Annotated in this window: 19 protein-coding genes; 9 read left to right on the top strand and 10 right to left on the bottom strand. The window is 67.7% G+C overall.

Going from position 1 to position 20,346, the window contains the following annotated elements:
- Together OVA13_RS16655 and OVA13_RS16650 are read right to left on the bottom strand one after the other, a co-directional pair.
- Positions 1-951: a calcium/sodium antiporter gene (locus tag OVA13_RS16655; protein WP_267791568.1), complete on the bottom strand. Its 951-nt coding sequence runs from the start codon at positions 949-951 to the stop codon at positions 1-3.
- Positions 952-1,043: 92 nt separating this feature from the next.
- The gene (locus OVA13_RS16650) at positions 1,044-1,676 is read right to left on the bottom strand and encodes a lectin (RefSeq protein WP_267791567.1); all 633 of its coding nucleotides are present in this window, start codon (positions 1,674-1,676) and stop codon (positions 1,044-1,046) included.
- Between the two features lie 145 nt (positions 1,677-1,821).
- On the opposite strand from OVA13_RS16650, the gene OVA13_RS16645 reads away from it, so the two are divergent.
- Positions 1,822-2,343: a hypothetical protein gene (locus OVA13_RS16645; protein ID WP_267791566.1), complete on the top strand. Its 522-nt coding sequence runs from the start codon at positions 1,822-1,824 to the stop codon at positions 2,341-2,343.
- Between the two features lie 16 nt (positions 2,344-2,359).
- Here the strand turns inward: OVA13_RS16645 and hmgA are convergent, their stop codons facing one another.
- The 3 genes from hmgA to hppD all read right to left on the bottom strand — a co-directional run bounded on the left by hmgA (position 2,360) and on the right by hppD (position 5,240).
- A complete protein-coding gene (gene hmgA / locus OVA13_RS16640) occupies positions 2,360-3,667 on the bottom strand; it encodes a homogentisate 1,2-dioxygenase (RefSeq protein ID WP_267791565.1) in 1,308 nt (435 codons plus the stop codon).
- Positions 3,668-3,679: 12 nt separating this feature from the next.
- Positions 3,680-4,054: an endonuclease domain-containing protein gene (locus OVA13_RS16635; RefSeq protein ID WP_267791564.1), complete on the bottom strand. Its 375-nt coding sequence runs from the start codon at positions 4,052-4,054 to the stop codon at positions 3,680-3,682.
- 88 nt (positions 4,055-4,142) lie between these two features.
- On the bottom strand, positions 4,143-5,240 hold the full coding sequence (gene hppD / locus OVA13_RS16630) for a 4-hydroxyphenylpyruvate dioxygenase (RefSeq protein WP_267791563.1): 1,098 nt from the start codon (positions 5,238-5,240) through the stop codon (positions 4,143-4,145).
- A gap of 110 nt (positions 5,241-5,350) precedes the next feature.
- Between hppD and OVA13_RS16625 the strand changes: the two genes are divergently transcribed.
- Positions 5,351-5,824 carry a MarR family winged helix-turn-helix transcriptional regulator gene (locus tag OVA13_RS16625; protein ID WP_267791562.1) on the top strand — a complete coding sequence of 158 codons (474 nt, stop codon included), beginning with the start codon at positions 5,351-5,353 and terminating at the stop codon, positions 5,822-5,824.
- Between the two features lie 81 nt (positions 5,825-5,905).
- Here OVA13_RS16625 and OVA13_RS16620 read toward each other — a convergent pair whose 3' ends face one another.
- Both OVA13_RS16620 and OVA13_RS16615 read right to left on the bottom strand, forming a co-directional pair.
- A complete protein-coding gene (locus OVA13_RS16620) occupies positions 5,906-7,405 on the bottom strand; it encodes a peptide MFS transporter (protein ID WP_267791561.1) in 1,500 nt (499 codons plus the stop codon).
- Positions 7,406-7,592: 187 nt separating this feature from the next.
- The gene (locus OVA13_RS16615) at positions 7,593-8,471 is read right to left on the bottom strand and encodes a tryptophan 2,3-dioxygenase (RefSeq protein WP_267791560.1); all 879 of its coding nucleotides are present in this window, start codon (positions 8,469-8,471) and stop codon (positions 7,593-7,595) included.
- A 220-nt stretch (positions 8,472-8,691) separates the two neighbouring features.
- Between OVA13_RS16615 and OVA13_RS16610 the strand changes: the two genes are divergently transcribed.
- The 7 genes from OVA13_RS16610 to OVA13_RS16580 all read left to right on the top strand — a co-directional run bounded on the left by OVA13_RS16610 (position 8,692) and on the right by OVA13_RS16580 (position 16,977).
- Positions 8,692-11,934, top strand: coding sequence for a lamin tail domain-containing protein (locus tag OVA13_RS16610; protein WP_267791559.1), 3,243 nt, complete (start codon positions 8,692-8,694; stop codon positions 11,932-11,934).
- Positions 11,935-12,223: 289 nt separating this feature from the next.
- Entirely contained in the window at positions 12,224-13,300 is a 1,077-nt protein-coding gene (gene pdhA / locus OVA13_RS16605) for a pyruvate dehydrogenase (acetyl-transferring) E1 component subunit alpha (RefSeq protein WP_267791558.1), read from the top strand.
- Between the two features lie 8 nt (positions 13,301-13,308).
- Positions 13,309-14,340 carry an alpha-ketoacid dehydrogenase subunit beta gene (locus OVA13_RS16600; RefSeq protein ID WP_267793561.1) on the top strand — a complete coding sequence of 344 codons (1,032 nt, stop codon included), beginning with the start codon at positions 13,309-13,311 and terminating at the stop codon, positions 14,338-14,340.
- Positions 14,340-14,735: an SH3 domain-containing protein gene (locus OVA13_RS16595; RefSeq protein ID WP_267791557.1), complete on the top strand. Its 396-nt coding sequence runs from the start codon at positions 14,340-14,342 to the stop codon at positions 14,733-14,735. Before OVA13_RS16600 ends, OVA13_RS16595 begins: the two co-directional genes overlap by 1 nt.
- On the top strand, positions 14,732-16,084 hold the full coding sequence (locus tag OVA13_RS16590) for a dihydrolipoamide acetyltransferase family protein (RefSeq protein WP_267791556.1): 1,353 nt from the start codon (positions 14,732-14,734) through the stop codon (positions 16,082-16,084). The genes OVA13_RS16595 and OVA13_RS16590 overlap by 4 nt, the downstream gene beginning before the upstream one ends.
- Positions 16,085-16,177: 93 nt before the next feature.
- On the top strand, positions 16,178-16,561 hold the full coding sequence (locus OVA13_RS16585) for a VOC family protein (RefSeq protein ID WP_267791555.1): 384 nt from the start codon (positions 16,178-16,180) through the stop codon (positions 16,559-16,561).
- Positions 16,562-16,590: 29 nt separating this feature from the next.
- Entirely contained in the window at positions 16,591-16,977 is a 387-nt protein-coding gene (locus tag OVA13_RS16580) for a VOC family protein (protein ID WP_267791554.1), read from the top strand.
- A gap of 13 nt (positions 16,978-16,990) precedes the next feature.
- Here the strand turns inward: OVA13_RS16580 and OVA13_RS16575 are convergent, their stop codons facing one another.
- The 3 genes from OVA13_RS16575 to OVA13_RS16565 all read right to left on the bottom strand — a co-directional run bounded on the left by OVA13_RS16575 (position 16,991) and on the right by OVA13_RS16565 (position 20,283).
- Entirely contained in the window at positions 16,991-17,425 is a 435-nt protein-coding gene (locus tag OVA13_RS16575; protein ID WP_267791553.1) for a BLUF domain-containing protein, read from the bottom strand.
- A gap of 108 nt (positions 17,426-17,533) precedes the next feature.
- Complete coding sequence (locus OVA13_RS16570) at positions 17,534-19,192, bottom strand: M28 family metallopeptidase (RefSeq protein WP_267791552.1); 1,659 nt, start codon at positions 19,190-19,192, stop codon at positions 17,534-17,536.
- A gap of 161 nt (positions 19,193-19,353) precedes the next feature.
- Entirely contained in the window at positions 19,354-20,283 is a 930-nt protein-coding gene (locus OVA13_RS16565; protein WP_267791551.1) for an MBL fold metallo-hydrolase, read from the bottom strand.
- Between the last annotated feature and the right edge of the window lie 63 nt (positions 20,284-20,346).

The following is a 20,346-nucleotide window of genomic DNA, read 5'->3' as shown; positions in this document are numbered from 1 at the left end:
TCAGCGCAGCAGCGCGATCTCCAGCAGCACCCAGCCGACGAACGCCGCCACGAGGATCCCGCCCTCGGCGCGACTGACCTTCAGGTCGCCACGCAACATGGGATACAGCACCAGCACGAAGGCGATGGCGGCGGGAAGTTCCAGCCGCACGAACGACTCCGGAAGCGGCAACGGCCGGAAGGCCGCCATGCCACCGACCACGACCAGCAGATTGAACAGGCTCGAGCCGATGACATGCCCGGCCACCATGTCGCCCTGCCCGCGCCGCGCGGCCATCACCGCCGCCGCCACTTCCGGCAGCGCCGTGCCGATCGCGACGGGCAGCAGGCCGGTCAGCAGCGGCGACAGACCCCAGTGCGCGCCGATCATCGGTGCACCCTGCACCACGTAGCGTGCGCCGTAATACAGCAGGACCGCGGCCACCACGAAGCGCAGCAGGTTCATCCACAACACCACGCGGGTGTTGGCGAACGCTTCGACTTCGGCACGGATCTCCTGCGACTCACGCGGTGCGCGCGCCAGCACGAACGCCAGCATCGCCACGAAACCCAGCAGCAATGCGGCGCCCTCGCCCCGGCTGACCACGCCGTCCAGGCCGAACACGATCAGCGCCAGCGTCGCCACCGCCAGCAGCACCAGTAGCGGCGACAGCACGCGCATGCGGATCAGCACCGGCGCCACCAGCGCGGCCAGCCCCAGGGTCAGGCCGAGGTTGACGATGTTGCTGCCCACCGCATTGCCCAGCGCCAGTTCCTGCGCGCCCACCCAGGCCGCGCGCGCGTTGACCGCGAGCTCGGGCAGCGAGGTGCCGAAGGCGATCAGCAGCAGGCCCGCCACGAACGGCGAGGCGCCGACGCGCTGCGCCAGCCCGGATGCGCCCTTGACGATGGAATCGCCGCCCAACGCCAGCAGCAGCAGGCCCAGTGCGAAGTATCCCCAGGCTTCCGTCATCGCCGTCCCCTTCCCGTGTGGTGTGCGGCGATTCTATGCCCGCGTGCGACGGCAGGGCCAGCGCCCTGCCTGGTCGCCAACGGCGGATCGGCTCAGGAGCAGCCTTCCACGTAGTCCACCTGGGGCGACAGGCCGACCCGCCACGACGTGATCTTGCCCACGGCATCGGCTTCGAACACCAGCCGCGTCGGCGCCACGTCGCCCGCGTCGAGCGACAGGTACTGGCCACCCTGCGTGTACTTGTGCGGCGCTGACTTCAGCGCATCGCCGTAGAGCTTCTTCAACTCGTCGGCGCTCATGCCGACCTTGCCGCCACCGGGTGCGGTTTCCTTGTCGGTGCCGACGTCGTAGCGGACGAACTTGCCTTCTTCCATCATGAAAGCGAATTCGGAAGGACGGCTGATCCATTTCGGCCACAGGTAATGGCAGGTGGTGCCTTCCATCGGTGCCCCGTTCAATTCGCCGCCCCACGCGGTGCGCGCCTCCTCGATGGTGCTGCCCAGCTTCATGTCGCCGTAGCCCAGGAAGCTGGCCTGGCTGACCGGACCGGCCGGAGCGGCGGTGTCCGTGGCCGCCGGTGCCGGCGCAGGCGTGGCGGCGACCGGCGAACTGGCGGCCGTGGACAGCGGGGCGGTCACCGGTTCCACCGGCGCCTCCGGCTGCTTGCACGCGGTCACGAGCAACGCACTGGTCATCACCAACACCATCGGCAGCATCGACTTCATGGGCATCTCTCCGTAGGGGTAACCGGGAAGACTAACGACACGGCGTTAACCCTTTGCGAAGCGGCCCGCCCCCATGTTGCGGCCTGTCACCGGGGTTTCATCCGCTGCCGCTAGCGTGGGCGGCCGATCCCGCTGGCACGCCCCCATGCGACCGCAAAAGACCGACCTGGCCCGACAGACGCTGCAGTCGCATCGCGGCTCGCTGGGCATGCGCGAACGCCGTGCACTGATCCTGTGCGACGGCCAGCGCGATGTGGCGGAACTGGTCGGCATGCTGGGCGCCGACGCGGCGACGCTGCTGCAGCGTCTTGAAGAAGGCGGCTACCTGACCGGCACCATCCCTGCACCCGCCCCCGCGCCGCCGGAACCGAAGGCGCCCCCCAGCACGCCCCGCCGCTCGCTGGTTGCCGCGCGCGTCTATCTGGCCGGCATGCTGGAACTGCAACGCGACGACGAGGCCGCCGCCTATCGCCGGCAGCTGCAGTCCTGTCCCGATGACGCCACCACGGTGTCGGCACTGGCCGCGGCGCTGCAGTTCCTGCAGTCGCGTGTCGCGGTCTCGCTGGCACACCGCATCCGCGAACGCCTGGGCGAGGTGCTGCCGCAGGAATACCTGCACGCGTTGGGTGCGAGCGCGCCGGCGGAAACCGAAGCGGCGCTCGATTGAACGCCGCGTGCGCCGCTCAGCCGGCCGGCGGCACGAAGTGCTTGCGCAGGCCCGACCAGCAGGCCTGGTAATCGCGCTGCCGGTGCGCGGCCTGGACGGCTTGTGCCGTGGGCCGGATCACCGCTCGCGTCTCGAACATGAAGGCCATCGTGCCGGTGATGACGTCGGGCTTCGACAGGTCGGCGGCCGACGCTTTCTCGAAGGTCGCCGCGTCCGGGCCATGGCCGGTCATGCAGTTGTGCAGGGAGGCACCGCCGGGCGCGAAGCCTTCGGCCTTGGCATCGTAGACGCCATGGATGAGCCCCATGAATTCACTGGCGATGTTGCGGTGGAACCACGGCGGCCGGAAGGTGTCCTGCGCCACCAGCCAGCGCGGCGGGAAGATCACGAAATCCATGTTGCCCACGCCCGGCGTATCGCTGGGCGAGGTCAGCACCAGGAAGATCGACGGATCCGGGTGGTCGTGGCTGATCGAGCCGATCGTGTTGAAACGGCGCAGGTCGTAACGGTACGGCGCGTAATTGCCATGCCAGCCCACCACGTCCAGCGGCGAATGCCCGATGTCGGCGCGCCACAGGTGGCCCTGGAATTTCGCCACCAGTTCGAACGCGCCTTCAAGGTCTTCGTAGGCGGCGACCGGCGTCTCGAAGTCGCGCGGATTGGCCAGGCCGTTGGAGCCGATCGGCCCCAGGTCAGGCAGGCGCAGCGGTGCGCCGAAGTTCTCGCACACATAACCGCGTGAGGCCCCGTCCGGCAGGTCGACGCGGAAACGCACGCCCCGCGGGATCACCGCGATCTGCTGCGGTTCGATGTCCAGCACGCCCAGTTCGGTCGCGATGTGCAGCCGCCCCTGCTGGGGCACGATCAGCAATTCGCCATCGGCATCGTAGAAGTAGCGGCCTTGCATGGACCGGTTGGCCGCGTACAGGTGGATGCCCACGCCATGCATGGCTTCCGGCGCCCCGTTGCCGGCCATCGTGTACAGGCCATCGACGAAGTCCGTCGGCGCCTCCGGCACCGGCAGCGGCGACCAGCGCATCTGGTCGGGCGATACCGGGCCTGCGCTGAAGTCGCTGTGCAGCCGCTGCTGCCCGTACGGGGCGAACGTACCGTGCATCGCCGCCGGACGGATGCGGTACAGCCAGCTGCGCCGGTTCTCGCTGCGCGGCGCGGTGAACGCGGTGCCGCTCAACTGTTCGGCATACAGCCCATGCGCCACGCGCTGCGGCGAGTTGCGGCCCTCCGGCAGCGTGCCGGGGATCGCCTCGGTGGCGAAGTGGTTGGCGAAGCCGGTCATGTAACCGTAGTCTGTGGAGGTCTTCATTCTCGAATGCCTTTAAAGCCCCTCTCCCGACGGGAGAGGGGTTGGGGTAAGGGGCGATGGTGAGACGGTCCGGCAGATCGCCTCGACCACCGCTTCAATCTGCATCAGTACGTCGTTGTCCCAGAAGCGCAGGACAGTGAAACCCTTCGACTCAAGAAACCGGGTCCGCGCGCGATCAGATTCTTCCGAGTGTTGCGATCCGTCGACTTCAACCACCAGATCGGCCGACAAACAGCAGAAGTCGACCGTGTAGGGCGGGATGGGATGCTGTCGGCGGAATTTCAGCCCGTCGATGTTGCCTCCACGCAGGACAGACCAGAGCTTGCGCTCTGCATCCGTCGAACCGCCGCGCAGTTCCCGCGCACGATCGAGGGATCGGGTCGCCATGGGAGGTCTGCGGTGGTTCGTCATCGTGATGCTCCTGCCCCTCACCCCAACCCCCTCTCCCGCCGGGAGAGGGGCTTCAGGCACGAGCCTACAGCACCCCGCGCTTCATCTGGTCGCGTTCGATGCTCTCGAACAGCGCCTGGAAGTTGCCCTCGCCGAAGCCTTCGTTGCCCTTGCGCTGGATGATCTCGAAGAAGATCGGGCCCAGCGCATTCTGGGTGAAGATCTGCAACAGCTTGCGCTGCTTGGTCTCCACGTCGGCATCGATCAGGATGCCATTCTTGGCCAGACGCGCGACGTCCTCGCCATGGTCGGGGATGCGCTGGTCGATCACTTCGAAGTAGGTCTCGGGCGTATCCAGGAAGGCGACGCCGGCTTCGCGCATCTTTTCCACCGTGGTGTAGATGTCGTCGGTGAAGCAGGCGATGTGCTGGATGCCTTCACCCTTGTAGGCGTCCAGGTATTCGTTGATCTGCGATTTCGGATCGCTGGACTCGTTCAGCGGGATGCGCACCATGCCGTCCGGCGCCGTCATCGCCTTGGAGAGCAGGCCGGTTTTCGCGCCCTTGATGTCGAAATAGCGGATCTCGCGGAAGTTGAACAGCCGCTCGTAGTAGTCCGCCCACTTGGCCATGTTGCCGTGGTAGAGGTTGTGGGTCAGGTGGTCGATGAAGGTCAGGCCGAAGCCCTTCGGCAGCAGGTCCACACCCGGCAGGTACTCGTAGTCCGGGTCGTGGATGGTGCCCTTGTCGTCGTAGCGGTCGACGATGTACAGCATGCAGCCACCGATGCCCTTGATGACCGGGGCGGCCACGGCCTTGGTCAGTTCGTCGGCGGTCTCGAACGATTCGGCACCGTTCTTCAGCGCCTGCACGCGGGCCCATTCGGCCAGCTTGTTGACGCGGATCGCGAAACCGCAGGCGCTGGGGCCGTGCTCGGCGGCGAAACGCGCCGCGAAGGAGTCGGGGTCTTCGTTGATCAGGAACGTGCAGTCGCCCTGCCGGTACGTGCTGATGGCGCGGGTCTTGTGGCGCGCGACCTGGACGAAACCGAGCTTGGCGAAATAATCGTGCAGGTGGCCGGCCTGGCCTGCCGGTGCGGCAAACTCGACGAACTCGAAGCCGTCGATGCCCATCGGGTTGTCGAAGGTGACGGCTTGCATGCCCTGCTGGGGATATGCGCTCATGGAGGTTCTCCTACAATCGTGGGCGGTCCGCCGGGAAGCCGGCACAGCGAACGGATGTCGCGCCTCCCTTTATAGTTTCAATTGAAACCAACCACAAGTAGCAACGCAGCATGAGCCAGCCAGCCAGCCCCGCCCTCCATGCCGAATTCGACCTCGACCGGCTTTTCTCCTACCGGCTCAGCGTGCTGTCCAACCGGATCAGCAGCGCGATCTCCCGGGAATACCACCGTCGCTTCGGCCTGGCCATCACCGAATGGCGGGTGATGGCGGTGCTGGGGCGCTTCCCGGGCCTGTCCGCGGGTGAGGTCGCCACGCGTACCGCGATGGACAAGGTGGCAGTCAGCCGGGCGGTGGCCCGCCTGCTGGAACGCGCGCTGATCCAGCGCGAGATCCACGGCGACGACCGCCGCCGCTCGGTGCTGGCGCTGACCGACGAGGGCTACCGCGTCTACGACGAGGTTGCGCCGATGGTCATCGAATACCACCAGCGCATGCTGGAGCCGCTCACCAGTGAAGAGCGCGCGATGCTGGACCAGCTGATCGACAAGCTGGCCGGGGAAGGCGTCAAGCGCATCGAGGGCTGACGCGCCCATCTGCAACGAAAAACGGCGGCCATGGGCCGCCGTTTTTCCTGTGAATCCCGGCCGGTGCCGGGACGCCTGGCGTCACTTCACGCCGTGCATCAGCTTCTGGATCAGCGGCGCGATCAGGAACAGCAGCACGCCCGGGATCACCAGCGCCCAGAAGCCGAAGGTGTAACCGGACAGCGCCGACTGCACGTTCATGCCGCCCTCGCCACTCACGTGGCTGGCGAAGATGCCGGACAGGTTGTTGCCGATGCCGGTGGACAGGAACCAGCCACCCATGCCGAAGCCGACCAGGCGCAGCGGTGCCAGCTTGGTGACCATCGACAGGCCGATCGGCGACAGGCACAGCTCACCGATGGACTGGATCCAGTACACCGCGAACAGCGTCCAGAACGGGATCTTGCCGAAGCCGTCCACCAGCGTGGACAGCGCGAACATCAGCAGCAGGAACGCCAGGCCATTGAAGATCAGGCCCAGGCCGAACTTGCGCGGGATCGACGGATTGGCGCGTCCCATCTTCACCCACAGCCACGCCATGATCGGCGCCAGCGTGATGATGGCCACCGAGTTGACGGACTGGAACCAGCCCACCGGGAAGATCCAGCCGCCGAAATCGCGGTTGACGATCTTGTCCGCCAGGAAGCTGAAGGAGCTGCCCGCCTGTTCGAAGAAACACCAGAACAGCACGTTGAACGCGAAGATGATCAGCATGGCGATGACCATGTCGCGCTGCTTGGGTCCGTTGCGGATGCCTTCCACCAGCAACAGGATGCCCAGGCCGACGAACATCGCCGTCAGCACCCACTGCAGCGTGCTCGCGCCAAGGCGCAGCAGGAAGTAGATGACCGGGATGGCCAGCACCGCGCCGATCGCGGTCATCAGCACGCGACCCTTGCCTTCACCGCCGGCAGGCGGCGCGCCCACGCCCTTGAGCTGGGTGCGACCGAACCAGAACCACACCAGGCTCACCAGCATGCCGATGCCCGAGGTGATGAACACCACCTTGTACGCCGGCATGCCTTCCGCGCCGAAGACCTTCTCGGCCAACCAGCCGGTCAGCAGCGGCGAGACCATCGCACCCAGGTTGATGCCCATGTAGAACAGGGTGAAGCCGGAATCGCGACGTTCGTCGGTGACGGTGTAGAGCTTGCCGACCATCGTCGAGATGTTGGGCTTGAACAGGCCGTTGCCGGCGATGATCGTGGCCAGGCCCAGCTGGAAGATGTTCTCGTCGGGCACCGCGATCATGAACAGACCCGCTGCCATGATCACCGCGCCCACCAGGATGGAGCGCTGATAGCCGATCACGCGGTCCGCCACGTAGCCGCCGAAGATCGCCGCGGCATACACCAGCGCCAGGTAGGCGCCGTAGATCTGGTTGGCCGGGGCTTCGCCCGTGCCGCTGCCGCCATGGAACTGCGCGACGATGTACAGCACCAGCGCCCAGCGGATGCCGTAGAAGGCGAAGCGTTCCCAGAACTCGGTCATGAACAGCATCCAGAGCGGACGCGGGTGGCCCATGACCTGGGCGTATTCGGGCACGTGCCCCGGCGTTTGCGTATCGACGGCTCCGCTCATGCGGGCTCCCCCTTCAAATGATTCAGGAATGACAAGACCGTGCGAAACGCACGGGACCCGGGAGGATTACCGACCCGCCGGGGCCGCGTCAAATGGCTGAAACATCGTTGTGCTGGCGTCCGGCGCAGGGCGGCCACCCGGTAACCCGCTGAATTCGCCGGGATTTCCCGGGCTGAACAGGGCGGCCTCAATAGGCCTGCGAAGACCCCGGCTGGCCGTCGATGGTGGTGCGCACCTCGAACAATTCCGGGAAGAAGGTCAGTTCCAGCGCCTGCCGCAGGAAGCCCACGCCACTGGAGCCCCCGGTGCCGCGCTTGAAACCGATGATGCGCATCACCGTGCGCATGTGGCGGAAGCGCCACAGCTGGAACTGCGTTTCCAGGTCCACCAGGTCTTCGCAAAGCGAATACTCGCGCCAGTAGCGGTCGGTGTCCTCGTAGATGGCTTCGAACACCGGCAGCAGCGCCGCGTCGGACGCATGCGCCTGCCGCCAGTCGCGTTGCAGGTGCTGCGCGGGGATGGCGTGGCCGAAGCGCGCCAGGTACTTCAGGAATTCGTCGTACAGGCTGGGCGCGTCCAGCACCGCTTCCAGTCCCGCGTGCCCCGCCGGGTCGTGCGAGAACACCTTGAGCATGGCGGCGTTCTTGTTGCCCAGCAGAAACTCGATGGTGCGGTACTGCAGCGACTGGAAGCCGGAGGACGGGCCCAGCAGGTCGCGGAAGCCCATGTATTCCGAAGGCGTCAGCGTTTCCAGCACCGACCATTGCTCGGTCAGCTGGCGCAGCACCTGCTTGCTGCGCGCCAGCACCTTGCGGCATTGCCAGACCTGGTCGCGCTGCAGGAAGTCGATGGCCGCGCGCAGCTCGTGGATCATCAGCTTCATCCACAGCTCGGACACCTGGTGCTGCACGATGAACAGCATCTCGTCGTGGTGCATCGGGTCCGACACCGGCTGCTGCGCGGACAGCAGCTGGTCCAGCCGCAGGTAGCCGCCGTAGCTCATCCGGCCAGAAAGATCGGTGTGGATGCCGGCTTCCAGCGGGCGTTCGTTCTTCTCGACAGGCATCAGGCGGTTCGGGGGAGCGCTGCGGTCGCAGCAATGGCCGAAGCGTAACCGATTGCGCTCGGCGGGCTTCCTGCTTGCCGGCAAAGCCCAACAAAAACCGCCACGTATGTCATGGCCCTGCAATGCACCGGGCCGACCCTTCGGCTACAGTGCGTCGGCCGGTGGCGGGTTCGCCATCGACAGGGGGCGGCGTCCACACCACAGAGGGAGAGTCTGTTCCATGGAAATGCCACGCGGCCGCATCGCGGCCTTGCTCTTTTCCCTGGCGAGCCTGCTTGCGGCCACATCGGCGCACGCGCAGGTCGTCATCAGCCAGGTCTATGGCGGCGGCGGAAACTCGGGCGCCACCCTCAGGAATGACTTCATCGAACTGCGCAACAACGGGCCGACCGCCGTCGACCTGGGCGGCTGGAGCGTGCAGTACGCCTCGTCCGCCGGCAGCACCTGGAGCCGCACCAACCTGAGCGGGACCATCCCGGCCGGCGGCTTCTATCTGATCCAGCAGGCGCAGGGCGCCGGCGGCACCGTCGACCTTCCCACGCCCGACGCCACGGGCACGATCGCCATGGCGGGCACGGCGGGCAAGGTCGCGTTGAGCCGCAGCACCACCGCGCTGACCGGCACCTGCCCCACCGCCGATGCGAATGTCGCCGACTTCGTCGGCTTCGGCAGCGCGGCCAACTGTTCCGAAGGCAACGTGCCGACCGCCACGCTCAGCAACACCACCGCCGCGCTGCGCAATGGCGACGGCAGCATCGACACCAACGTCAACGGCGCCGACTTCGCCGTCGGTGCGCCGAACCCGCGCAACAGCGGCGCCGCGCCGCCGGATCCGCCGGATCCGCCGCTGGCGCTGACCATCGCGCAGATCCAGGGCATTGGCCTGCTGTCGCCGCATGACGGCAAGCGCGTGGTCACCGAAGGCATCGTCACCGCGTTGAAGTTCAACAACGGCTTCTTCCTGCAGGCCGCCAACGATGACGGCAACCCCGCCACGTCGGAAGGCATCTTCGTCTTCACCAGCAGCGCGCCCCCGGCCACGGCCGCCGTGGGCAACCGCGTGCGCGTCACCGGCACCGTGGACGAGTTCACGCCCTCCTCCAACCCGCACCAGCTGGCGATCACCGAGATCGTCACGCCGAGCGTGGAACTGCTGGAAACCGGCGTGGCCCTGCCGGCATCGGTCGAACTGACCGCCGCCGACCTCGGCGCCGGCGCGCTGCCCGGCACGCTGGAACGGTTGGAAGGCATGCGCGTCAGCGTGGCCCGGGCGGTGGTGATCGCGCCGTCGGGTGGCAGCATCGACGAGAACGACGCCAATGCTTCCACCGATGGCGTCTTCCACGTCGCACTGCCGGACGTGGCGCGCCCGTTCCGCGAAACCGGCATCGGCGTACTGGATGTCACGCCGATCCCCGCGGGCAAGAACCCGCCGCGCTTCGACACCAACCAGGAACGCCTGATGGTGCGCAGCCGCGGCCAGGTGGGTGCACTCCCGATCCCGGTGGACACCGGCGCCAACGTGGCCGGCCTGGTCGGTGCGCTGGATTACTTCGCGGGCACCTGGGCGTTGCTGCCCGACACGGCCACGCCGCCGTCGGTCAGTGGCGGCATCGCGCCGCGCGCCGTCGAAGACGCGCGTTACGACGAAGTCACCATCGGCAGCTTCAACCTGCTGCGGCTGTTCGACGAGATCAACGACAGCAACGGTGCGGTGACGCTGACGCCGCAGGCGCTGGACAAGCGTCTTGCCAAGGCTTCGCTGGCGATCTGCGACTCGCTGAAGGCGCCCGACATCCTGGGCGTGGTGGAAGTTGAAAACCTGCGCGTGCTGCAGTTGCTGTCCGAGCGCATCGACGCCACCTGCGCCCGCCGTCCCGGCTATGTCCCGTACCTGGAGCCCGGCAACGACGTCGGCGGCATCAACGTGGGTTTCCTGGTCAGCACACGCGCCACCGCCGGCGGCGTCGCCCGCGTCGAAGTGCTGGACGTGGCGCAGTTCGGCAAGACCACCACGCTGGACAACCCGGATGGCAGCACCAGCCTGTTGAACGATCGTCCGCCGCTGCGCCTGCGCGCCCGCGTGCACCAGGACGCCAGCAGCAGCTACCCCGTCACCGTCATCGTCAACCACCTGCGTTCGCTCAACGACATCAACGACACCCTGCCCGGCAGCAGCGGCTGGGCCACCGGTGGCGAACGCGTCCGGGTGAAGCGCGGCGTGCAGGCGGCCTACCTGGCCGGCCTGGTGGAGCAGATGCAGGTGGCGAACCCGGGCGAGAAGATCGTGCTGGTCGGCGACTTCAACGCCTTCGAGTTCAACGACGGCTACGTTGACGTGATGGGCGTGATCCGCGGCGACGAAGCGCCCGCGGACCAGGTGCTGACCTTCATCGACAGTCCGCTGACCACGCCGCTGGTGGACGGATCGCAGCTGATCGCCGATCCCGCGCAACGCTACTCGTACGTTTTCGAGGGCAATGCGCAGACGCTGGACCACGTGCTGGTCAACGAGGCGCTGGTGATGGACGCGGCGCTGCGCGTGGACCACGCGCGCATCAACGCGGACTTCGGCGTGGACAACTTCGGCGATGCGACCATCCCGGTACGCTCGTCCGACCACGACCCGGTGCGCCTGAGCATCCGCGTGCCCGGCTTCGCCCGCGCCGACCTGTCGGTGGTGGCCTCGGCCGACCGCAGCAGCGCCAGCGTCGGCGATACCGTGCGTTACACCGCCACGGTGCGCAACGCCGGTCCGGGCAATGCCGCGCCGGCCGCGGTGGCGTTCGTGTTCGCGGCGGAACTGCTGCCGGTGATGACGACCATCGCGCCGGGCTGGACCTGCGACGCACCTGCACAGTCGGCAGGCACCACCCGCATCACCTGCACCACCCCATCGCTGGCCGTCAATGCGGACGCCCTGTTCGCCGTCGACGCCATCGTCCCCGCCAGCACGGCCGGCGCCACGCTGGGGCTGGGTGTATCGGCGAACTCGCCGGTGCTGGACCCGGCCAACGCCGACAACACCACGGCGGTGGCCATCGACGTGGCGGCACTGCCGGTCAGCAAGGCGGACCTGTCGGTGCAACTGCTGGGCGGCGCGCTGCCGCTGCGCCGCGGCACCATGGCGACGCTGCTGGTCCCGGTGCGCAATGCCGGGCCGGATGCAGCCGAACAGGTCAAGGTGGTACTGACCAGCAACGTGGATGCCAGCTACGCCGCCGTCGCCGCACCCACGGGCTGGAGCTGCACGCGGGTACGCGACACTCCCGAGGGATCGACGGCGGAATGCACGCGTCGCGGCGCGATGCCGCGCAGCGTGCAGACCCTGGCGTTCGCCATGGTGGTACCTGGCAAGCCCAAACGCGGGACGATGTTCGAGTTCGAAGCCGTCGTCAGCAGCAACACGCCCGACCCGGACGCAGGCAACAACCGCGACCGGCTGACACAGCGCATCCGCTGAACGTCCACCGCAGGATGCGGTCGACAAGGGCGCGGTCATCCGCGCCCTTGTTCGTTTCCGCGCGTGCCCACGGCGCAGCGCGGGATGCGCATCACGCTCCCTGCCCTGTTCACGTCCGCGGCGCTGACACCGCACGACACATGGCAAGCGTCTGTTTTCACGCCATTTTCCCGTGGACGGGTATGCCATGCGCCATCGTCTTGCTGCAATGCACGAAGGCTGCGACGCCGGCATTCCCTAAAATTACATCTGAAACCATTTCCGACGGCCGACAAGCGAACCGTACCCGATGACCATCGCCGCAACCTTCGAGATCGAATACCTGCAGTACCTGGGGCCGGACGGCACCCTCGTGCGCAACGACCTGCCCGAATCCGGGCGCGACATCCCGCGCCTGCGCGAGCTGTTCAAGCAGATGCTGTTCGTGCGCACCTTCGACACCAAGGCCATCGCGCTGCAGCGCACCGGCAAGCTGGGCACCTATGCCAGTTGCCTGGGCCACGAGGCCACCCACGTCGGCATCGGCGCGTCGATGAAGCCGGAAGACGTCTTCGCCCCCAGTTACCGCGAGTACGGCGCGCAGTTCATGCGCGGCGTGGAGCCGCGTGACGTGCTGATGTACTGGGGCGGTGACGAACGCGGCAACGACTTCAAGGTGGCCAGGCACGACTTCGCCTGGAGCGTGCCGATCTCCACCCAGTGCCTGCATGCGGCCGGGGCGGCGCTGGCATTCAAGCTGCGCAAGCAGCCTTACATGGCGGTGACCACCTGTGGCGATGGCGGTTCGTCGAAGACGGACTTCTACGCCGCGCTCAATTCCGCCGGTGCGTACGAACTGCCGCTGGTGCTGTGCGTGATCAACAACGGCTGGGCCATTTCCGTGCCGCGCAAGGCGCAGACCGGCGCGCAGACGCTCGCGCAGAAAGGCCTGGCGGGCGGGCTGCACTGCCTGCAGGTGGACGGCAACGACCTGATCGCCGTGCTGGAAGGCATGCGCCGCGCCGCCGAGCGCGCCCGCAAGGGCCAGGGCGGCACGGTGATCGAGTTCGTCACCTATCGCCTGTCCGACCATACGACCGCGGACGATGCGCGCCGCTACCGCGACGATGCCGAAGTGAAGGCAGGCTGGGAGCGGGAACCGGTGACGCGCCTGCGCACCTGGCTGACCGCGCAGGGCGCATGGAGCGAAACCGAGGAAGCCGCCTGGAAGGAAGAATGCGGCCTGCGCGTGGACGAGGAAGTCAACGCCTACCTCAATACGCCGGTGCAGCCGGTCGAAGCGATGTTCGACTATCTCTACGCCGATCCGCCACCGGAACTGCTGCAGCAGCGCGCCGCCGCGCTGGCCGCGGAGGGCCGCTCATGAGTGCCGTGATGGAGAACAAGACCGTGGCAACCCACAAGGCCACCGATGCCGTCGCCACCCCGACCGCCATCACCCTGATCGAGGCCATCACCCAGGCGCTGGCCTGGGAGATCGCGCACGATGACACCGTGATGGTGCTGGGCGAGGACGTGGGCGTGAACGGTGGCGTGTTCCGCGCCACCGCCGGCCTGCAGCAGCGCTTCGGCGCCGACCGCGTGCTGGACACGCCGCTGGACGAGACCACCATCGCCGGCCTTACCGTCGGCCTGGCCGTGCAGGGCATGAAGCCGGTGGCCGAAGCGCAGTTCGACGGTTTCGTCTATCCGATGGTCGACCACATCATCTGCCATGCCGCGCGCATGCGCTACCGCACGCGCGGCCGTCTGCACTGCCCGATGGTGCTGCGCGTGCCGTGGGGTGGCGGCATCCGCGCGCCGGAACACCATTCCGAAGCCAACGAATCCATCTTCACCAACGTGCCCGGCCTGCGCGTGGTGATGCCGTCCTCGCCGCAGCGCGCCTACGGTCTGTTGCTGGCGGCGATCCGCGATCCGGATCCGGTCATCTACATGGAGCCCAAGCGCATCTACCGCCAGTACAAGGAAGTGGTGGCCGACGACGGCGAAGCGCTGCCGCTGGACGTGTGCTTCGTGTTGCGCGACGGCACCGACGTGACCTTGGTCACCTGGGGTGCGCAGGTCAAGGAAACGCTGGAAGCGGCGGACAAGCTGGCCGCCGACGGTATCAGCGCGGAAGTGATCGACGTGGCCACGCTCAAGCCGCTGGACTTCGACACCATCGCCGAGTCGGTCAGCAAGACCGGGCGCTGCGTGATCGTGCACGAAGCGCCGCGCACCGCGGGCTTCGGCGCCGAGATCGCCGCGCGCCTGGCCGAACATTCGATGTACGACCTGCTCTCGCCGGTCGAGCGCGTGACCGGCTTCGACACCCACATCCCGCTGTTCCGCCTGGAGATGAAGTACCTGCCCAGCGTCGACAAGATCGTCGCGGCGGCCAAGCGCGCACTGGCCAACGGGTGATGAAACGCGCGCGGGTCATCGTGACGCACCGCGCGCCGGACCGCCCGGCCATCCGCGTCGTGGCCGGCGACACGGTGACGCTGGGCGACCGCGACATCGACTGGCCGCATTTCGTCTGGGCCACGTTGGCCAGCGGACTGGGCGGCTGGATGCCGGCGGCGATGTTCGATGCCGAACGTGGCGCGGCCAGAGCCCGTGACGATTACGACACGCGCGAGCTGGATGCGGAGGCCGGCGAAGTGCTGGTGCTGCACCACGAGATCGCGCACTGGTGGTGGGCCGAGAATGTCCTGGGCACCACCGGCTGGATCCCCGCGCGCAACCTGGAACCCTTCACGGCATCCCCTCCCGCAGAATCCCCTACAGAACCGCCTTCAGAAGAGAAACCCGCATGAGCGACAGCAAGACCTTCCATCTTCCCGACCTGGGTGAAGGCCTCCCGGACGCGACCATCGTCGAATGGTTCGTCAAGGAGGGCGACGTGATCCGGCTCGACGAACCGCTGGTGTCGATGGAAACCGCCAAGGCCGTCGTCGAAGTGCCTTCGCCTGTCTCCGGCAAGGTGGTGAGGCTCGCGGGTGGCGCGGGTGACGTGGTCGTCACCGGCAGCATGTTGGCCGTGTTCGAACCCGACCCCACCCTGCCGCAGCGCGCGGAAGGCCAGGACACCGGCCACCACCACGGACCGCCGAAGGACACCGCGGCACCGGTGTCGGCGGTGGCCGTCGAGGCCACGCCCGCCAAGGCCGAGACCGAACGCGATGACGCCGGCACCGTGGTCGGCGCCATGCAGTCTTCCAACGCCATCCACACCGAGCAGGCGGTCGCAGTCGGCGGCATCAAGGCGATGCCGGCGGTGCGCGCGACGGCGAAAAAGCTGGGCGTGGACCTGACCCGCGTGCGCGCCACCGGTGCCGACGGCGCGGTGACGATGCAGGACGTGAAACAGGCGGCAGCCCAGGGTTCTGCGCGCGCCGGTGTGTCCAGTGCGCAGGTGTCGGTGCGCGCGGCGAACGCTGACACCGCGTCGGCCGTGGCGCCACAGCGCACCGCGCTGTCGGCCTCCGGCAAGCCGATGCGCACACAGCCCCCGGGCGTATCCGCCAGCGGCCAGCCGGAACAGCTCAAGGGCGTCCGCCGCAACATGGCGCGGGTGATGGCCGACGCGCATGCCAAGGTGGTGCCCACCACGTTGAGCGACGACGCCGACGTGCATGCCTGGCAGCCCGGCAACGACATGACCGTGCGCCTGGTGCGCGCCATCGTGCGCGCCTGCAAGGCGGTGCCCGCGATGAACGCGTGGTTCGACGGCGACAAGCTCACCCGCACGCTGCACCCGCAGGTGGACATCGGCGTCGCCGTGGACACCGACGACGGCCTGTTCGTGCCGGCGCTGCGTAATGCCGACATCATGGACGCACAAGGCGTGCGCGAAGGCATCAACCGGCTGCGCACGCAGGTGGCCGACCGCAGCATTCCCGCCTCGGAGCTGAGCGGCTACACCATTTCGCTGTCCAACTTCGGCATGTTCGCCGGGCGTTACGCGACGCCCGTGGTGGTGCCGCCGTGCGTGGCCATCGTGGCCGCGGGCCGCGCGCGCCACCAGGTCACCCCGGTGATGGGCGGGTTCGAATCGCACAAGGTGGTCCCGCTGTCGGTGACCTTCGACCACCGGGCCTGCACGGGTGGCGAAGCCGCGCGCTTCCTGAAGGCCTTGATCGACGATCTCGCCCTGCCGGCGTGATCGCGGGCGCCGTCGCCTGCGCGCTGACCGCAGGCACGGCTATGCTGGATGCATCCGGAGAACGGCGGGTGACACCCGCCCGCAAGGTGTCCCATGACCCATCGCAGCCGATTGGCGGGTTTCATCATCGACTGCCAGGGTGATGACCACGATGCCGCCGCCACGTTCTGGAGCCGCGCACTCGGCCTGGCGCAGGGCGAGACCTACGAGGACGGTGAGGCACGCTACGCCGAACTGGAAAACGCACCGGGCGGCCTGCATGTCGAAGTCCAGCGCGTCAGCCATGCCTCGCGCGTGCACCTGGACATCGAAAGCGATGATATCGATGCCGAAGCGGACCGCCTCGAAGCGCTGGGCGCGAAGCGCATCGGCTTCGTCAAGCGCTGGTGGGTGATGGAAGCCCCGACAGGGCACCGTTTCTGCATCGTGCGCCTGCGTGACCGTGCCGGCGCCGCCGAACCCAACGTCTGGGACTGACCGCACCTTTCCACTGCCCGGAGCACACCATGGCCCATCGCAGCCGCCTTGCCGGTTTCATCATCGACAGCCAGGTCGACGACCTGCCCGCCGCTTCCGCGTTCTGGAGCGCCGCGCTCGGGTTGAAGGTCACCCATCCCGACGACGGCGGTCTGGGCATCTACGACAAGTTCGAACCCGGCCCCGGCGGGCTGCACATCGAGGTGCAGAAGGTGGCGCACGCATCACGCCTGCACCTGGACATCGAGACCGACGACATCGAGGCCGAGGTGGCCCGCCTGGAAGCGCTGGGCGCCAAGCGCATCCAGCACGTGCGCGACCGCTGGTGGGTGATGGAAGCCCCCACCGGCCACCGCTTCTGCGTGGTGCCGATGGACGAATCGAGCAAGCGCGGGAAACCGAACCGCTGGGCGTGACCCGGCGACGACGTCAGGCGGCGGTATGCGTGGCCTGGTTCCAGAATGCCAGCAGGTGTCCCAGGCCGGGCGATGCTGCTTCTTCGTCCTCGAGCCAGGGCACGGTGCGCGTCCATTGTTCGTGGCTCAGTTTCTGCAGCAGGCTGTCCGGTGCCCGCGCGAAGCCCATGTGCCAACGCTGGAAATGACGGAGGGGCGTGGGACCGTGCTGCAGCGTTTCGATCCCTGCGTGCTGGTTTGCGCGCTGGATGCGGGCGAAGACATGCGCCACGCCATGCGACGGCCCCTCCAGATACTGGAGGAAGGCCTGCCCGTGATGGAGCAGCGCACCGGTCACGTCCACCATCTGGTTGTTCGCGCGGGCATCGAGCAGCAGGGCATCCATATCACCCGTGTCGAGCGGGCGCGTCGCCCGGCTGCGATAGACCAGTGAAACCAGCGTTTCCATGGGGTGTCCTGCTCCTTCGGGCGCCCAGCTTACCGTTCCCCGTGCCGCGCCGCGTAAAGGCGAAGCCTTCACGCGCGGCATCCGCGGCGAAGAGAGCGGCCGTAATCGTCAGTTCCGTGGCAACCGCCGCGCAGCCTCGCTTTGTTCGCGCACCGCCTTGAACTCCGACCCCTCCTGCCACTCGGGCCAGCCCGCGTCGTTGGCGATGCCGTGGCCCAGGTCGTACAGCAACGTCACGTCCTGTGCCTGCCCGGTGGCATTCCACGCCGGCGTCCATGCATCGCACGGCTGGTGGTAGCAGTTGGCGAAGTAGGTGTCGCGCAGCGCCTTGCCGCGCTGCAGCCCACCGTCGCGACGGTCCAGGCCGGCCCCGGCGGTGATCGCCGGCACGCCGACGCGCGCGAACGCGAAGTGGTCCGCGCGGTAGAAGAAACCCGCTTCCAGGTTGGGGTCGGGCGAATACGTGCGTCCGCGCGCTTCGGCCACGCGCTTCAGGTCCTGCTCCAGCGAGACACGACCGTTGCCCCACGAGGCAATGTCGCGGTTCGGGCCGTCCGGGCTCAGCATCTCGATGTTGATGACAGCGGCCGTTTTGTCCAGCGAAACCGACGGATTGGCGGCGAAGTAGGTGGCCCCCTGCAGCCCCTTCTCTTCCGCCGTCAACGCCATGAACAGCAGGCTGCGCCGGGGGCGAGGTCCGGCGGCGAACACGCGCGCCAGTTCCAGCACCGCGGCCACGCCGGTGGCGTTGTCCACGGCGCCATGGCGGATGCGATCGCCGTCAGCGGCCGGCTGGCCCACGCCGAACGCATCCCAGTGCGCGGAATAGATGACCGTCTCGTCCGGCCGTTCGGTGCCTTCCAGCTTGCCGATGACGTTGTGCGTGACCACCTGGTCGCGCTTCACGCCGAAGGCCGCCGACAGCGTCGCGTCGCCCAGCGGCACGGGCTTGAACTGCGCGGTCTGCGCCTTCTTCTTCTCGGCCTCGAAATCCAGGCCAGCGCGCTGGAACAGCGACACCGCCAGTTCGCGCTGCATCCATCCGCGCAGCAGCGTGTGATGGCGCGCCGCATCCTTGCGCGGGATATCGAACAACGGAGAAAGCCCCGAACTCTTCACCGTGGCCCAGCCGTACGCGGCCGGCGCGGTCTCGTGCACGATCAGCACGCCGGTGGCGCCCTGTCGCGCAAGCTCCTCGTACTTGTAGGTCCACCGGCCGTAATACGTCACTGCGCGCCCATCGAACGCACCCGGCTGCGGTGTCTCGAAATCCGGGTCGTTGACCAGCACCACCGCGATCTTGCCGCGCAGGTCGGCGCCCTTGTAATCATCCCAGCCGCGCTCGGGCGCGCTCACGCCATAGCCGACGAACACCAGCGGTGCCGCCTCCACCTGCACGCGCTCCACCGGCACCAGGCTCTGCAGCACCAGGTCTTCGCCATTCACCAGCGACTGCGACTTGCCACCCACGCGCAGCGTCGCCTGTACCGGACCCTCGACCTGCGCGCGCACCAACGGCACCGCCTGCGTCCATCCGCCATTGTCGCCGCCGGGCTGGACGCCCGCGGTCTTCAGTGCGTCGATCAGATAGGCGACCGTCTTCTCTTCGCCCGGCGTGGCCGGTGCGCGGCCCTCGAACGCATCCGAGGCCAGCACCTGCACATGGCGCGAAAGATGCTCCGCGCTGATGCCGCCACCCGGCAGGTCGGCGGCCGCTGCAGGCAACCCGTACAAGGACATCCACAGCAACGGAATCGCGTATTTCATCGCACAGCCTGCTTCACTCGACATGACGGCGGGAGTCTACGGGATTCCCGCCGGGGCGACGTGAGACGCGATCGCGCCTGGATGGTGGGCTGTGCAGGAGGATCTACCGTCCGCTGTCGCGACTCACGTCGCCCCCACCGTCAGAAAGAAGGTGACGCCGCTCAGGGCCGGCCGCGATCCAGCCACACGCCCAGGCCCTGTGCGTTCAGCTCGATATCCATCGCCAGTATCCGCTGCACGTCCTCGTCGGATTGCGGCACGCCAAGCGCATGCGCGCGTTCCAGGTACAGCGCCGTCAGCCCTGTGACCAGGCAGCGGTGGCGATCGGGACGACCGTCGCAGGCATCCGCGATGGCCACCATCGCATCGATCTGCTCATGCAGCGCCTGCGCCAGGCGCGTGACGTCGCCCACACGCCCGTAATGCGTCAGGTACATCGCATCGGGCGCGTACGTCAGCATCCGCGTGATGCTGGCTTTCAGGGCCTCCGGCTCGAACTGCACGGGCGTGGAGGTGGGCAGGATGTATGCACCCTGCGGACCATCCAGCTCCCGGTAGGACAGGCCGAAGGTGTCGCCGGTGAACCAGCTGCGGCTGCGTTCATCCCAGATGCAATGGTGGTGGCGCGCGTGGCCCGGCGTATCGATGCATTCCAGCCGCCGCCCCGCCAGCGCGATGACCTCGCGATCCTGCATCACGCGCACGCGCGCCTCGGGCACCGGCAGGATCTGGCCGTAGCTGCGCTGCATTTCCGCTTCGCCATACACGGCGGTCGCGCCGGCGATCAGCTTGGCGGGATCCACCAGATGCGGCGCGGCGCGCGGGTGCGCCACCAGCGTGGCCGTCGGCAGCTGCTGCATCAGCAGGCCGGCGCCGCCGGCATGATCCAGGTGCACGTGGGTGACGATCAGCCAGTCGACATCGGCGGGTTGCAATCCCGCCGCCTGCAACGCGGCCATGAGATGCGGTACCGAGTGGTTGGTGCCGCAATCGACGAAGGCACCACGCCCGTTCTCGACGATCAGGTACGCCGCATCGAAATGGTCACGCTGGAAAGCGGTATCGATGGTGTGGATGCCGTGCGCGTTCATCCGGTGGCCTCGTCGCTGCGGATACCCGATTCTATGCGGGCCACGCATACCGCACGACCCGTC

It is taken from the genome of Pseudoxanthomonas sp. SL93 (assembly GCF_026625825.1).
Classification (GTDB): domain Bacteria; phylum Pseudomonadota; class Gammaproteobacteria; order Xanthomonadales; family Xanthomonadaceae; genus Pseudoxanthomonas_A.
Note: the sequence above shows the minus strand (reverse complement) of the source record. Positions and strands in the feature narration are given on the sequence as shown.

Bases quoted from the DNA above. Each gene is read 5' to 3' on its own strand.
- OVA13_RS16625 (WP_267791562.1), top strand. From the start codon at position 5,351: ATGAGCCAGCCAGCCAGCCCCGCCCTCCATGCCGAATTCGACCTCGAC.
- pdhA (WP_267791558.1), top strand. From the start codon at position 12,224: ATGACCATCGCCGCAACCTTCGAGATCGAATACCTGCAGTACCTGGGG.
- OVA13_RS16595 (WP_267791557.1), top strand. From the start codon at position 14,340: ATGAAACGCGCGCGGGTCATCGTGACGCACCGCGCGCCGGACCGCCCG.
- OVA13_RS16615 (WP_267791560.1), bottom strand. From the start codon at position 8,471: ATGCCTGTCGAGAAGAACGAACGCCCGCTGGAAGCCGGCATCCACACC.
- OVA13_RS16620 (WP_267791561.1), bottom strand. From the start codon at position 7,405: ATGAGCGGAGCCGTCGATACGCAAACGCCGGGGCACGTGCCCGAATAC.
- OVA13_RS16565 (WP_267791551.1), bottom strand. From the start codon at position 20,283: ATGAACGCGCACGGCATCCACACCATCGATACCGCTTTCCAGCGTGAC.
- hmgA (WP_267791565.1), bottom strand. From the start codon at position 3,667: ATGAAGACCTCCACAGACTACGGTTACATGACCGGCTTCGCCAACCAC.
- OVA13_RS16570 (WP_267791552.1), bottom strand. From the start codon at position 19,192: ATGAAATACGCGATTCCGTTGCTGTGGATGTCCTTGTACGGGTTGCCT.
- OVA13_RS16610 (WP_267791559.1), top strand. From the start codon at position 8,692: ATGGAAATGCCACGCGGCCGCATCGCGGCCTTGCTCTTTTCCCTGGCG.
- OVA13_RS16650 (WP_267791567.1), bottom strand. From the start codon at position 1,676: ATGAAGTCGATGCTGCCGATGGTGTTGGTGATGACCAGTGCGTTGCTC.
- OVA13_RS16575 (WP_267791553.1), bottom strand. From the start codon at position 17,425: ATGGAAACGCTGGTTTCACTGGTCTATCGCAGCCGGGCGACGCGCCCG.
- OVA13_RS16580 (WP_267791554.1), top strand. From the start codon at position 16,591: ATGGCCCATCGCAGCCGCCTTGCCGGTTTCATCATCGACAGCCAGGTC.
- OVA13_RS16655 (WP_267791568.1), bottom strand. From the start codon at position 951: ATGACGGAAGCCTGGGGATACTTCGCACTGGGCCTGCTGCTGCTGGCG.
- OVA13_RS16585 (WP_267791555.1), top strand. From the start codon at position 16,178: ATGACCCATCGCAGCCGATTGGCGGGTTTCATCATCGACTGCCAGGGT.
- OVA13_RS16645 (WP_267791566.1), top strand. From the start codon at position 1,822: ATGCGACCGCAAAAGACCGACCTGGCCCGACAGACGCTGCAGTCGCAT.
- OVA13_RS16600 (WP_267793561.1), top strand. From the start codon at position 13,309: ATGGAGAACAAGACCGTGGCAACCCACAAGGCCACCGATGCCGTCGCC.
- OVA13_RS16590 (WP_267791556.1), top strand. From the start codon at position 14,732: ATGAGCGACAGCAAGACCTTCCATCTTCCCGACCTGGGTGAAGGCCTC.
- OVA13_RS16635 (WP_267791564.1), bottom strand. From the start codon at position 4,054: ATGGCGACCCGATCCCTCGATCGTGCGCGGGAACTGCGCGGCGGTTCG.
- hppD (WP_267791563.1), bottom strand. From the start codon at position 5,240: ATGAGCGCATATCCCCAGCAGGGCATGCAAGCCGTCACCTTCGACAAC.